Below are 12,360 nucleotides of genomic sequence, written 5' to 3' on the forward strand. Positions count from 1 at the left end.
TAAAAAATTTAAATTGGCAAGAAAGGTGTTTATATCAGCCGCACCTAATACGAAAACTAATCACGTTTTCAAAAGATAAAAATCAGCTTGAGGTTCCATAAAATTTAAACACACCTATCCTGCTATTTAAGCAAACATTGGAGGTCGGTAAAGTGATTTGGGAGAGGTTGTTTGAGCACGCGATTCGCATGTATTAACTTTTTCAGTACTTGTAACTGTAATAAGTATTAGAATATCGACATTAAGCATTGAGTTAGCCGTACAGCCATTAACAGGGCAACTGCATTCATTTTGAGCAGTCGCTTCATCATCGCAGCAATCCATTTGCATCATGGAATGGTGAGCGCTGTTATTCTCTGCGCTACTATTGCCCAAATGCATATTAACGTGAGCATTAGACTGATGGGGCATTTCACATTCACTTGCTACAGACGCAAAAGACTGACCCACGAACGTGAGCAGTAAAGTAAGCGTAAGTAAAATAGTGTACAAGCGTTGCAAAATAGTACCTCAATCAAAAAAGGGGATTTTAAAGTAACTTATAAACGACTACAAATAATTTAGGGCGTGTTTTGTAGTTTGGTTTGGGGTTTAATTAAATAACTGGCAATTACTGTAAATATACAATAGCCACTAAAATACCAAAACCCTTCACCAAATTGTGCATTCATAACAAGCAATTCACCACTTTTACCGTGTGCATTGCCCGCTAAATACGTAACAATTAATGCTATTACAAATACATCAACCATACTCCATTTGCTGAGTGCACAAACAATATTGCCACATACTTGCTTAAGTCTATTAACTGGTAAGCAGCAATACAGTAGCTGTAATAATAGCTTTAAGCTTGGCACCACAACTGAAAAAAGACCAACCAAGGCAGCCACAAGTAAATTATTATTATTTGCTAGGTCTGTGATAGTGCCGTAAATACTTTGCGTTTTGCTATAAGCGCTAATCTCACCGTCTAACTTATCCAGGCCCAACATGTTTGAAAACATCATTAGCATGCTGCGCGTTCGGCCATCGCCCTCTTCAGCTAACATTTCAATCCCCGCTTGAGCAAGTTTTGATTTATCAATATTCCCTTCAATTGTTAGCACGGGTTTTGTAATACCCGGAAATAACAAACATAAAGCAATAACTACACTTACAACAGATAAAAAATTACGCATACTTATTCGCTCATAACTTCTATTACATCATCACTATAAAGCATTGACTCTAATATAAAGCTGTATATTTTTTCTATTTCCATCTCTGGGTTAACCAACTTAAGTTGTGTTTCAACCACTGCCCAGTTTTTAGTTTCAATCGCTTTTGCCAGTAATAAGCAATCGCCTAGCAAACCGGTTTGCAGTAGCAAAGCATCTGTTATGCTTTTATCTAGCGTAAACTCTTTTACAATAGTTGCTAGCTCAATATCTAATATCGCATCAAGCATCGAAAACAAACCCACTAAGTAACCTTGCTGAGATAAATTTTTGTTTGTTTCAGCTAATATAAGCTCTATTAACCGAGCGCGTACAAGAGCAAATTTAGTCAACTCTGTTGGTTTATCTATTCCTAAATCGCTAACAGCTAATACACGCACAAATTGACGAATTACGTCCTCACCTAAATAAACAACAGCTTGCGATATGGACGTAATAACTAAATTACTATTATTAGAACGTGCATTTGCCAAACGTAAAATTCGCGCCGTTATTCCTACATCTTTAGCTACACGCTGATGAATTTCTTCAAAGCATAACGATTCTTTTGCTATTGCTTTAAGGAGTTCGAAAACGGTAACTTTTGAAGGATCGACCCCACTGTAAGTTAGCATTTCTGGGCGGGCAAAAAAGAATCCCTGAAAATAATCACAACCTGCATCACGTAAGTTTATAAACTGATCGTAAGTTTCTATTCGCTCTACTATTATTTTGCAATGAGGGTAACTTCGTTTCAGCTTTTTAACCCGCATATTAGTTTTAATAATAGGCTCTTCAGCCTCAATTTTTATATAACTAACAAGGGCGAGTAACGGCTCCCATTTTTCATCGCCGTCATAATCGTCCAGTGCAAATACATAACCCTGACCTTTCAGCGCTTTAATACGACTAGCAACCGCTGCAATGTTTACCGTGCGCTCAACAATTTCAATTACAGTATGTTCAGCGTTTAATAGTTTGGGGAATTCATCCAGTAAGGCGTCTGTAGAAAGATTTACAAAAGCAAGTTGGTGAGCTGTAAGCTTTTCTGCGCCAACTAGCATTAAGGTATTAAAAAACAAACGGCTGGTCGCGTGCTCATCGCTAGTGCCTACAGGAAACGCATTATTTGCGGAGTTTCGGTAAAGCAACTCATAAGCAAACACAGCTTTGTCAGCATCAAATATTGGTTGCCTAGCAACATATTGTGTCAACGTAGGTGTTAACGACGGGGTGTCAGACACGTTCAATAGAATTCACCTATAAGTTTGTGCAAAATTAAAGCTAATCTTTTGAGTCTAATCTATGTTAGAGATTAAAAGTATAGTAAATGCATCTTAATCGTTGCAAAATTTTGCAAAGTAAATAAAACTAATAAAAAAGTTCGTAGTACAGGAGCGGGTTTGCTTATTTTAAAGTGGTTATTGATATTATGTTTAGCATTGAGCTCGCTTCCTAATATTGCAGCACAAAGCAACAATACCCTAAAGTACAACATTAGCTCATCTGGAAGTCATTACCCTTTCTACACCAACAATCCTAAACGCCCGGGAGTGTTACCAGAAATCATTGAAAAAGTACTGATTGACGCTAATATCTCTGCTTCTCATGAATCGCTACCTGCAAAGCGAATCACTAAATACCTTAATGAAGGGATTATTGACTTTGATGTGATCTCGCTTGATTGGCTACCTCAAAGTGAAAGAACCAACACCAAATATGTATTTTCTGACCCATTAATTACAGTAACAGAAATGCTTGTAACGCTGCCCGAAAACACAAAAAAATGGCAACATGTGTCCAACATGGAGGGTAAAAATGTAGGCACAGTATTAGGTTATTATTATCACAATGCTGATACATTTAAACGCGTTGATTTTCCTTCGGAAAAAGAACTCATAGAGGCGCTAGTTCGAAAAAGAGTAGATGTTGCCATAATAGGTGAGTTGCCAACCTTATATTGGTCACAAAAACTTAATATCAACATTGGTTTTGGTGCTCAATATTCTCATGGTTTTTTGAGAATTCGCCTACTTAGCAAACATAAGCACTTAATGCCTATCATTAATAAAGTAATAAAAAACCTCCACAGCATTGGCTATATAAACAACATAGCTGAAAAATACATGAAAGAAATACCCATACAAAATTAAGGGATTTATAACACACACCCAGTGCGCTGAGTTATACTATGCAAAAATATTAACCCGACCAAAAAAGTAGTCCTATGAGTATTGAAAAAGCCTTAATTGAACGCAGCAACAACCAGTGTGAATTGTGTGCAGCTACCAATGACTTATCTGTTTATGAAGTTCCACCTGTAACCGAAACACATTCAGACAAATGCATTTACACTTGCAAAACATGCAAAGAACAAATTGAAAACACCGTAGATGTAACGCCGACGCATTGGCATTGTTTAAATGACAGCATGTGGAGCCAAACACCTGCGGTTCAAGTTGTTGCCTATAGAATGCTATCGCGCTTAGCACCTGATAACGGTTGGGCACAAGATGCGCTAGACATGGTATATCTAGAAGAAGAGACTCTGGCTTGGGCTAATAAAGCACTTGCTGAAGATGACGATGTTAAACATGTCGATAGTAATGGCGTGGTTCTTCAAGCTGGCGATACCGTGACACTCATAAAAGATTTAGATGTAAAAGGCAGTAGCCTTACAGCAAAACGTGGTACTGCGGTGCGCAACATTGGTTTAACCAGTAACCCTGAGCACATTGAAGGGCGTGTTGATGGCCAGCGCATTGTCATTTTAACTAAGTTTGTTAAAAAGTAGGCAGTCAATAACTCACGCTATCTTCGCTTTTAACTGTGAGTAATAAGTTAGAACAAAAATGCCCAGCAGTGCTGGGCATTTTTGTAAGTAGTGGTTATTCGTCAACCAGTTGCTCACACCTATAAAAGCCAGTAGGTTCACTTAACAATGACACTAGCTCAGGCAATACATTATCCATAGTTTGTTTAAGCTTCCATGGCGGATTAATCACTATCATACCTGATGCAGTCATGCCATGAACGTCAGTATCGGCCTCGGTTCCCAGCTCAAATAACTGAATATTTCGCATACCGGAATCAATTAAACCCAGCTCCATATTGTTAATGCGCTCCCGATCAACAACTGGATACCAAATCATATAAGTACCCGTTGCAAATCGTTGATGTGCTTTAATTAATGTTTTTACAACGCGTTCATAATCATCTTTAATTTCGTATGGTGGGTCGATTAATACGCACGCTCTTCGAGACGCAGGTGGCAGTAGCCCTACCAAACCAGTGAACCCGTCTTCACCGCGCACTCGAATAGAGCGCTTACCCTGCATATTACTTTCTAGCAAGACTAAGTCTCTTGGGTGCAATTCAAAAAACCAACCTTTATCTTGACGACGTAAATAATGTTCAGCAATTTTTGGTGAACCCGGATAAAAATCGAGGTCACTCGTATTATTGAACGATTTAATTAGGTCAATGTATTCGTTAAGTGCCTCATGCTCACTTGTGTGCGCCCACAACTTTTCAATACCGTCTTGGTATTCTTGCGTTTTTTGAGCATCAGCTGCTGCGAGTTCAAAAAAGCCTGCGCCAGAGTGCGTATCAATGTAATCTAGCGGCTTATCCTTAACTGTTTGATATTTAAGCACCTCAGCCAATACAAGATGTTTTAGAACATCGGCCGGATTACCCGCATGAAATGAGTGTCTGTAACTAAGCATTATTTATTTTCGCCATACGCAATTTAATATCGCAAGTGAACCATAAGCACTGGGCTTTAGCAACTTGCACTAGGGTCTGTTAACCGTTCGAGGTTAAAGTTTAAGCGGCCTGTTTGATATTTAGGCAAAGTAGAGCCTACATAGTGCGGTTATACTTACATGAATTTAAGCCGGTAGAATAACGCGGGAGCAGTTACCGAGTCCACTAAGTTACAAACCTCGCGCCACGATTAAATACCCCCTAGTTTGAACAAACTTTATTCCGCAAAATTCAACAACCTCTTGGATAAAGGGTGTTTAAATGAACCATATATGAACAAAAAAGCACGTTGTATGAATTATCCCTTAACAAAGAAGAAAAATCAGCTAAAACTCGCGTAAATGCTAGTAAATTAATGTACTTTGCTTTACATTTGCAAGACATTAATTACAGTTATATGAGCGCCTTATGGACAACAATACTCTTCAACAACTCGAACAACTGATCGATTCACTTATTGAACGCAATAATCAATTACAAACTGATGTTGCTAGCTTAAAAGAACAAAACAGCAAACTTGCTGATGATAATGAGCTTTTACAACTAGAAGCGCTTGAAAACGAAGAAAAGCAAAAAGATGCCAGCACAACATTAACTGGCTTGCTTGATAAATTACAAAGCGCACAACAGGCTAGCTAATGTCTGAGCTGCAAAACCAGCGGGTCACTGTTGAGTTGCTAGGTAAAGAGCAGCAATTTGCTTGTCCGCAAGGACAAGAAGAGGCATTGATAGCAGCAGCTAAAAATCTAAACGACTTAGTTGAACAAATGAAACAGCGTTCAACCGTTCGAAACGATCAAAAAGCATTGCTTATGGCAGCACTTAATTTAAGCCACGATTTGCTTGAAGCAAAAACACAAGCAACTGTTGAGCAGCAACACCAATACCAACTTGTTGATAAACTCAGCCAACATTTGGCAAGTGACCCCGAACAAAAAAAATAAAAAGCGCAACCTGCGCTTTTTGTTTATCATTAGGGTAATAAATGGCCTGCAAGAGATCGCAAATGAAGTACTCCTTACTCACTATTCACTCATCGTTAAAATATACACTCCTGATGATAGGTTTACTTTTTGCCACAGCCAATTCAAATGCAGCTATTAGCTGGCAAACTATTAATAACAATATCCAATTTTTAAAACAACAGGACGATTTACGCTTTTACGACTCAAACCAAGTTTTGATTGAAGGCGCTGAATGCGCCCTACTTGTTGATACCAGCGGGAATTTTGCCGGTGTTGAACAACTAGTTGTTGAACTAAAAAAACGTCTTAAAACGCCTCTTTGTTATTTAGTTGCAACTCATTATCACGACGATCACTTACTGGGCATGGCGGTGGTTCAACACTACTATCCAAACGCTAAACTCATTACCCACCAGCAAGTGAGCGCTGATTTTAAAACCTATCAAAAAGCCTACATCAATAAACTCGACAGCTATGAAAAAAGCATTGAACTGAGTTATCAGCGTTTAGCTTCAATTCCCAAAGAAGAACAAACAGCATGGCGAGAAAAGCTAGAACTGGCTAAAGCACGACTTTTTCGCTGGCGCGAATATAAGCTTAATCCACCAAAAATAGCATTAGCAGTAAGTAAAACGCTTAATTTAGGGAACTTTGAAATAAATATCACACCACACAAAGCGCATACTACGGGTGATTTAACCATTACTACAAACAATGGGAGCACGTTAATTGGTGGTGATATTGTTGATTGGCTGCCTTACCCAGGCCACGGTGAACTTAAAAGCTGGCAAACGTTGCTTAAACAATACATAAGTAATGAAAAGCTATCACTCATTATACCAGGCCATGGTGATACTCTAAATAAACAACAACTAAAGCAACCACTGGCATTTTTAAATGCCCTGACTGAACACGTCAAAAGTAATCAAAACCTAACAACTGAAGCACTCATAGAATCTTTTCCACAAAATGTGCTCGCTCCTTATCAACAAGACACACTAAACCAAAAGTCGAGCCAGTTTTTTTTACAAGCAGGACTCAATCGCGCTAAAAGCTCACAATAACCCAACACAACGGATTGTGTTAAAATAATAAAAGGAATTTATTCAAGTGATCACTATGCGCAGTTTGATATTATGCTTTTTAGTACTTTTTTTGTTTGGTTGTGAATCAACTGAGCAAAAGCAGGCTGAGGCACCTCAAATATTTACTCATTTTGAGCCTGATTACGCTAATCACCAAAACGTAGATGAACCGATACCCCAAAAGCAACAAGCACTGCTTATTGAAGAACAAAGCACGCCACTAAAGGTTAAAAATAGAGTCGTAAAAAAGCGCCCACCAAAAACGACTGATTTATGGGTGCACATTGCTAACAACTTACACTTTACGGTTTATCAAAATCGGGCTTTAAAAAAACGCATTAAGTGGTATCTAAAACAGCCTAAATACCTAACCACGGTAAGTAAGCGTGCAGCACCCTATTTATACCACATTGTAAAAAAAATAGAGCAAAGAAACCTCCCTATGGAAATAGCGTTACTGCCTTTTGTGGAAAGTGACTTTAGACCTACAGCTGCCTCATCGCAGCAAGCTGTTGGCGTATGGCAACTTGTCGGTGCAACTGCGTATCACTTTGGTATAAAGTCAGATCAATGGTACGACGGACGCCAAGATGTACTTGCTTCAACCGATGCCGCGCTGGATTATCTGAGTTATTTACATAAACGCTTTAATGGTAACTGGCTACATGCATTAGCCGCCTACAATAGCGGTGAAGGACGCGTAAAGCGGGCCATAGAGAAAAATACAAAACGAGGAAAAAGCACTGACTTTTGGTCGCTAAGCTTGCCAAAAGAAACTGCTGATTACGTACCAAAATTACTCGCTTTAAGTTATTTAGTTAAGCATCCACAAAAAGGCATGAAGCAACCAAAACTTGCTTATAAACCACTCACCACACAAATGAATATAGGTCAGCAATTCGATTTTTCAGTTATTGCTAAGCTGTCTGGAATTGGCTCAAAGCAGTTACATGCAATTAACCAAGGGTATTTAAAAAATCAAAGTTCGCCAAACGGACCACATACCTTACTACTGCCAATAGGCCAAGAGGCACTTTTAAAAAGTCAGTTTTTTAAATCTAACTTTGCTGGTGAATACATAGTAAAGCAAAACGATACACTTTATGGCATTGCAAAGCGTTATAGTATGTCGGTCAAAGCGCTTAAACAGCTTAATAACAAAGCCAATAACTTTATTGGTATAGGCGAAAAGTTATTGGTTGGGCAACCCAAAACCTTACCAAGCTCTTTAACCATAGATTACAAAATAAGCCCTTATCTAGAACCTCAAGAAGATATTGTCATCCCAACAATAGAAATCGACTACACCGTAAAAACTGGAGATAGCCTGTGGAGCATTAGCCAACTTTACGACGTACCACATAGCGATTTAGCTAAGTGGAATAAATTATCAGCCTCAAGTATTTTAAAGCCCGGCAGTCAGCTAGTACTTTTTATTCCTCAAGCTGAAAAACCTAAAGCCAAGCCAATCAAAAAAGACCTACTGCTTGATCTGCAAAAAACACTAAATCAACCACGTTAAGTTTATAAACCAATCTATTTCGCGTAAAATCACGCCCTAACATAGTTATTATTGAAAGAGATCAGCATGCAAATTAGTAAAAATTCGGCAGTAGAGTTTCACTACACACTCAGTGAAGCGGGTGAGAAAATTGAAAGTAGTGTAAATGATGCACCACTTAGCTACATCCATGGTAGCGAAGGTATGCTTGCGGGTTTAGAAAAAGCCCTTGAAGATAAAAGTGCCGGCGATAAATTTAGTGTAACACTTGAACCGAGTGAATCTTATGGTGAGCGAGTTGATGACTTAATTCAACGCATTCCACTAAAGCATTTACAAGGCGATGTTAAAGTGTGGAAACCAGGTATGACCGCAATGGTTCAATCTAACCAAGGCCGTCATCAAGTGACTATTGTTAAAGTTGGTCGTTTTAATGCCGATTGTGACCTAAATCACCCATTTGCAGGTAAAACTCTGACATTTGATGTTGAAGTTGTATCGGTACGCGAAGCAACCAGCGAAGAGATTTCGCATGGCCATGTTCACGCTGAAGGCGGTTGTGGCCACGCTCACTAATTAGCGAAAAAGGAACAAGTATGTCAAAAGTTGCAATTGTAACAGGTGGTACAAAAGGGATTGGCCTAGCGGTAGTAAAACGCTTACTAACCAGTGGCTATGAGGTCCATAACCTTGATATCACACCAAGTGATGTAGGTGTTTTTCATCATTGCGATGTAAGTGATGTAGAGGCTGTCCGCCGCTCGATAAACACGATACATGAACAATCTCAACGTATTGACGTACTGGTTTCTAATGCTGGAAAACACTTAAGCGCAAATATAGAAAGCACTGATGAGCAAACGCTCGATGCGCTATTTGCGCTTAATGTAAAAGGCGCCTATGCGGCAGTACAAAGCGTACTCCCAACGATGAAGGCAAATAATGCGGGTTCTATTATATTAATAGCATCCGACCAAGCATTAATTGCCAAGCAAAATTCATTTGCCTACAACCTCACTAAACATGCCCTCGCCTCAATGGCAAAAACTACGGCACTTGATTATGCACGCTTTAATATTCGTGCTAATGCAGTGTGTCCAGGCACCATTGAAACCCCTTTATTTCATAACGCAATAGACGCTTACTGCGATAAAAGCGGTGCAAACAAAGCCGATATAGTGGCAGAGGAAGCCAGTCTTCAACCGCTAAACCGATTAGGTCAAGCCGATGAAGTAGCCGCTCTTGTGAGTTTTTTAGCAAGTGACGATGCAAGCTTTATTACTGGCAGCTTACAAAGTATTGATGGCGGCTATACAGCCCAATGAGTACAAATATAATTGACCCGCATGTTCATTTTTTTAATTTACTTGATGGTCAATACACTTGGCTACAAGGAAGTAACCCTCCTGCGTGGCCCAATTTAGAAAAAATAAAACGGCCTATTAGCGCACAACAACTTGCCAACAGTACCGACTTTAAATTAAAAGGCCTTGTACACATAGAAGCAGGCTTTGATAACTCAGCCCCAATTGAGGAGCTAAATTGGCTAAGTAAGCACTTAAGTGAAATGCCATTTAAAGCCATTAGCTTTAACCAAATAAATGCCCCTGCTGAGCAATTTAGTAATGCACTAAATGCGCTTGCTCATTCAAGCTTATGTGGTATTAGAGATATAACCGAAGGGGATGACGCATTAAGGCTAAAAAGCCCTCGTTGTATTCATAATCTTGACTTATTAGCAGCAAACAAATTGCATTTTGAAGCGCAATTTGAGTTACACAATATTAGTGTGGCCAATCATATTGCTCACTGTGCAAAACAATTACCTCACCTACAAATTATTCTTAACCATGCAGGGTTGCCTGATGATTTGATCTCTTGGCAAAAAGGCGTTGAACTACTTGCCCAATATAGCAATATTGCCATTAAGTTTTCTGGCTTTGAATTATTAGACCTGACACAAGCACAACAAGAAACCTGCTTTAAGTGGCTTTTACAGCATTTTGGCGAGCAGCGTATTATGTTTGCTAGTAACTTTCCGGTATGCCAAATAAACACGCATTACAATGCCCTATGGCATCAGCATTATGCGTTATGTAATAGCCATAGCCTATGGCATAAGCTCAGCTACGCAAATGCAAAGCACTACTACCAAGTGTAAGTAAAAGTCGTTATATTTAAATTTTATTATGCTTAAAATGGCGTAGGTTTTATGAAAAACACATTATTCATTTCGAGCTTAGCTTTGTGCGCTTTATTAAGTGGCTGTGTATCGCAACACGCTGAACCCACTCCAAAATTACAACATGCATTACTTTTAGCGCCTAATCAAAGCGCAGTTAACAAAGTAATCAATACCCTTATGAATATGCAAAATATAACGTTAGATGACGATGTATTTACAATAAACAGTGTGGTTACGCTAAATAATTTAAACGAAAATAACATAATAAAAAGTCATCAGCTTAATCCACCCGACCAATTTGAGCTGATGATAAAAAACAAACAATGCTTTATACGGCACGTAGATAGCAAAGCAACTCAAGAGCTCAAAGGTGTTGAGTGCGTAATTAACGAATGACCTTAATTCTGCTAATAAAAAGCCGGTAAGTGAATAGTCACTTACCGGCTGTTATAATAACAAGCTTAGTTATTATTTTATTTCTACACGTTGCGACCGCATTACAATCTCATCGTTTAGCTCAATACCCAAACCTGGCTCTTCAGATACTTCAAAGAAACCATTTTTAGGTTGTGGGTCTTGTAAACACAACTCGCGGTTCCACTTTTTAATTGCGTACGTGTGATGCTCATGAATTAAAAAGTTAGGAATAGCTGTTTCTAAATGCAGTGATGCAGCCGTTGCAACTGGCCCACCACATACGTGCGCCTGAATGCGTACATCAAAAATATCAGCGTAATCGCATACCTTTTTAGTTTCAGTAAAACCACCACATAAACCGATATCGGGCTGAAGTACGTCAATACTCTGATCTTCTAAATAAGGACGAACCCCCCAGCGGTTATACAAGCGCTCACCACCTGCAATTGGCACATTAACTTTATCTGCTACTTTGGCATGCAATGAGTGATTTAAGTAGTTCACAGGCTCTTCAAAGTACATACAATCAAATTCTTCGGCTATTTCACCAATTTGAATAGCAGATGTAGCACCCGGTAAACTATGGCATTCAAAAATAATATCCACTTCATCACCCACGGCTTCACGAATAGCTTGCATACGCGCGCGATACAACTTCATTTCTGGGCGTGAAATAATATTAGTTCGGTCGTAATAGGTATTACCGTCTTTATCATATTGAATTGGATCTACCTTTACTGCATCGTAACCCTCAGCTATGGCTTTTAATGCTGCCTCTGCATATTCTTGTGGCTGAACGAGCGCTTTAAATTCGCTATCCCAGTCAAACTGCAGTTGCGATGCATAAGTACGAAGCTTGTCGTTAACCTTACCACCAAGTAATTGATATACCGGTAACCCAAGCGCCTTACCTTTAATATCCCAAAGCGCAGTATCAATTGCGCTCATTGCAGCGTACACAACGGGTCCACCACCTAAACCCCAAAAGCTTTCTCGTAACATGCGAGACCATAGCTTTTCTGTCTGAAACGGGTCGTGCCCAATTAAAAAAGCATCTGCCATTTCTTTGATCATGGCGGCAGCTGCGCTATGACCTAAATCATAAGCAAGACCCGCCTCACCCACACCACTAATGCCTTCATCAGTATGAATGCGAACGAATACAGGTGTCCATGCTGGGCGCGCTGGACAATGAATATCAAATACTTCTACGCGATTTACCTTCATAAAAATTCCTTATTAA

General features: G+C 39.3%; 15 protein-coding genes. 10 read left to right on the forward strand and 5 right to left on the reverse strand.

Going from position 1 to position 12,360, the window contains the following annotated elements:
• Window positions 1-126: 126 nt before the first annotated feature.
• Genes CWB65_RS09935 through CWB65_RS09945 form a run of 3 tightly spaced genes read right to left on the reverse strand, consistent with a single transcriptional unit; the run spans window position 127 to window position 2,446 of the window.
• Window positions 127-501, reverse strand: a complete 375-nt coding sequence (locus tag CWB65_RS09935) for a hypothetical protein (protein ID WP_008130448.1) — start codon at window positions 499-501, stop codon at window positions 127-129.
• A gap of 59 nt (window positions 502-560) precedes the next feature.
• Window positions 561-1,178: a paraquat-inducible protein A gene (locus CWB65_RS09940; RefSeq protein WP_006791208.1), complete on the reverse strand. Its 618-nt coding sequence runs from the start codon at window positions 1,176-1,178 to the stop codon at window positions 561-563.
• A 2-nt stretch (window positions 1,179-1,180) separates the two neighbouring features.
• Window positions 1,181-2,446, reverse strand: a complete 1,266-nt coding sequence (locus CWB65_RS09945) for an EAL and HDOD domain-containing protein (RefSeq protein ID WP_008130446.1) — start codon at window positions 2,444-2,446, stop codon at window positions 1,181-1,183.
• Window positions 2,447-2,599: 153 nt separating this feature from the next.
• On the opposite strand from CWB65_RS09945, the gene CWB65_RS09950 reads away from it, so the two are divergent.
• Both CWB65_RS09950 and CWB65_RS09955 read left to right on the forward strand, forming a co-directional pair.
• A complete protein-coding gene (locus CWB65_RS09950) occupies window positions 2,600-3,349 on the forward strand; it encodes a substrate-binding periplasmic protein (RefSeq protein ID WP_008130444.1) in 750 nt (249 codons plus the stop codon).
• Between the two features lie 74 nt (window positions 3,350-3,423).
• A complete protein-coding gene (locus tag CWB65_RS09955; protein ID WP_008130442.1) occupies window positions 3,424-3,990 on the forward strand; it encodes a PhnA domain-containing protein in 567 nt (188 codons plus the stop codon).
• A gap of 94 nt (window positions 3,991-4,084) precedes the next feature.
• Here the strand turns inward: CWB65_RS09955 and CWB65_RS09960 are convergent, their stop codons facing one another.
• Window positions 4,085-4,924: a 23S rRNA (adenine(2030)-N(6))-methyltransferase RlmJ gene (locus CWB65_RS09960; RefSeq protein ID WP_008128280.1), complete on the reverse strand. Its 840-nt coding sequence runs from the start codon at window positions 4,922-4,924 to the stop codon at window positions 4,085-4,087.
• 448 nt (window positions 4,925-5,372) lie between these two features.
• Here CWB65_RS09960 and CWB65_RS09965 point away from each other — a divergent pair, with 448 nt between their 5' ends.
• The 8 genes from CWB65_RS09965 (at window position 5,373) to CWB65_RS10000 (ending at window position 11,096) form a co-directional block, all read left to right on the forward strand.
• The gene (locus CWB65_RS09965; protein ID WP_006791213.1) at window positions 5,373-5,603 is read left to right on the forward strand and encodes a cell division protein ZapB; all 231 of its coding nucleotides are present in this window, start codon (window positions 5,373-5,375) and stop codon (window positions 5,601-5,603) included.
• A complete protein-coding gene (locus CWB65_RS09970) occupies window positions 5,603-5,908 on the forward strand; it encodes a cell division protein ZapA (protein ID WP_138740503.1) in 306 nt (101 codons plus the stop codon). The genes CWB65_RS09965 and CWB65_RS09970 overlap by 1 nt, the downstream gene beginning before the upstream one ends.
• A 62-nt stretch (window positions 5,909-5,970) precedes the next feature.
• Window positions 5,971-6,993 carry an MBL fold metallo-hydrolase gene (locus CWB65_RS09975; RefSeq protein ID WP_008128279.1) on the forward strand — a complete coding sequence of 341 codons (1,023 nt, stop codon included), beginning with the start codon at window positions 5,971-5,973 and terminating at the stop codon, window positions 6,991-6,993.
• Between the two features lie 55 nt (window positions 6,994-7,048).
• The gene (locus CWB65_RS09980; RefSeq protein ID WP_033025226.1) at window positions 7,049-8,536 is read left to right on the forward strand and encodes a LysM peptidoglycan-binding domain-containing protein; all 1,488 of its coding nucleotides are present in this window, start codon (window positions 7,049-7,051) and stop codon (window positions 8,534-8,536) included.
• Between the two features lie 66 nt (window positions 8,537-8,602).
• On the forward strand, window positions 8,603-9,091 hold the full coding sequence (locus CWB65_RS09985) for an FKBP-type peptidyl-prolyl cis-trans isomerase (RefSeq protein WP_008128275.1): 489 nt from the start codon (window positions 8,603-8,605) through the stop codon (window positions 9,089-9,091).
• A 20-nt stretch (window positions 9,092-9,111) separates the two neighbouring features.
• Complete coding sequence (locus tag CWB65_RS09990; protein ID WP_008128273.1) at window positions 9,112-9,840, forward strand: SDR family NAD(P)-dependent oxidoreductase; 729 nt, start codon at window positions 9,112-9,114, stop codon at window positions 9,838-9,840.
• The gene (locus CWB65_RS09995; protein ID WP_008128271.1) at window positions 9,837-10,676 is read left to right on the forward strand and encodes an amidohydrolase family protein; all 840 of its coding nucleotides are present in this window, start codon (window positions 9,837-9,839) and stop codon (window positions 10,674-10,676) included. The genes CWB65_RS09990 and CWB65_RS09995 overlap by 4 nt, the downstream gene beginning before the upstream one ends.
• Window positions 10,677-10,727: 51 nt before the next feature.
• A complete protein-coding gene (locus tag CWB65_RS10000) occupies window positions 10,728-11,096 on the forward strand; it encodes a hypothetical protein (protein ID WP_008128270.1) in 369 nt (122 codons plus the stop codon).
• Window positions 11,097-11,168: 72 nt separating this feature from the next.
• On the opposite strand, the gene CWB65_RS10005 is transcribed toward CWB65_RS10000, so the two are convergent.
• Window positions 11,169-12,344, reverse strand: coding sequence for a mandelate racemase/muconate lactonizing enzyme family protein (locus CWB65_RS10005; RefSeq protein WP_008128266.1), 1,176 nt, complete (start codon window positions 12,342-12,344; stop codon window positions 11,169-11,171).
• Between the last annotated feature and the right edge of the window lie 16 nt (window positions 12,345-12,360).

Origin of the sequence: Pseudoalteromonas sp. S554 (genome assembly GCF_005930865.1) — a bacterium.
GTDB classification, from domain to species: Bacteria; Pseudomonadota; Gammaproteobacteria; order Enterobacterales; family Alteromonadaceae; genus Pseudoalteromonas; species Pseudoalteromonas marina.

Excerpts from the sequence above, each read along its gene's own strand:
- CWB65_RS09940 (WP_006791208.1), bottom strand. The coding sequence starts at position 1,178 with ATGCGTAATTTTTTATCTGTTGTAAGTGTAGTTATTGCTTTATGTTTG.
- CWB65_RS09955 (WP_008130442.1), top strand. The coding sequence starts at position 3,424 with ATGAGTATTGAAAAAGCCTTAATTGAACGCAGCAACAACCAGTGTGAA.
- CWB65_RS09960 (WP_008128280.1), bottom strand. The coding sequence starts at position 4,924 with ATGCTTAGTTACAGACACTCATTTCATGCGGGTAATCCGGCCGATGTT.
- CWB65_RS09965 (WP_006791213.1), top strand. The coding sequence starts at position 5,373 with ATGGACAACAATACTCTTCAACAACTCGAACAACTGATCGATTCACTT.
- CWB65_RS09970 (WP_138740503.1), top strand. The coding sequence starts at position 5,603 with ATGTCTGAGCTGCAAAACCAGCGGGTCACTGTTGAGTTGCTAGGTAAA.
- CWB65_RS09975 (WP_008128279.1), top strand. The coding sequence starts at position 5,971 with ATGAAGTACTCCTTACTCACTATTCACTCATCGTTAAAATATACACTC.
- CWB65_RS09980 (WP_033025226.1), top strand. The coding sequence starts at position 7,049 with ATGCGCAGTTTGATATTATGCTTTTTAGTACTTTTTTTGTTTGGTTGT.
- CWB65_RS09985 (WP_008128275.1), top strand. The coding sequence starts at position 8,603 with ATGCAAATTAGTAAAAATTCGGCAGTAGAGTTTCACTACACACTCAGT.
- CWB65_RS09990 (WP_008128273.1), top strand. The coding sequence starts at position 9,112 with ATGTCAAAAGTTGCAATTGTAACAGGTGGTACAAAAGGGATTGGCCTA.
- CWB65_RS09995 (WP_008128271.1), top strand. The coding sequence starts at position 9,837 with ATGAGTACAAATATAATTGACCCGCATGTTCATTTTTTTAATTTACTT.
- CWB65_RS10000 (WP_008128270.1), top strand. The coding sequence starts at position 10,728 with ATGAAAAACACATTATTCATTTCGAGCTTAGCTTTGTGCGCTTTATTA.
- CWB65_RS10005 (WP_008128266.1), bottom strand. The coding sequence starts at position 12,344 with ATGAAGGTAAATCGCGTAGAAGTATTTGATATTCATTGTCCAGCGCGC.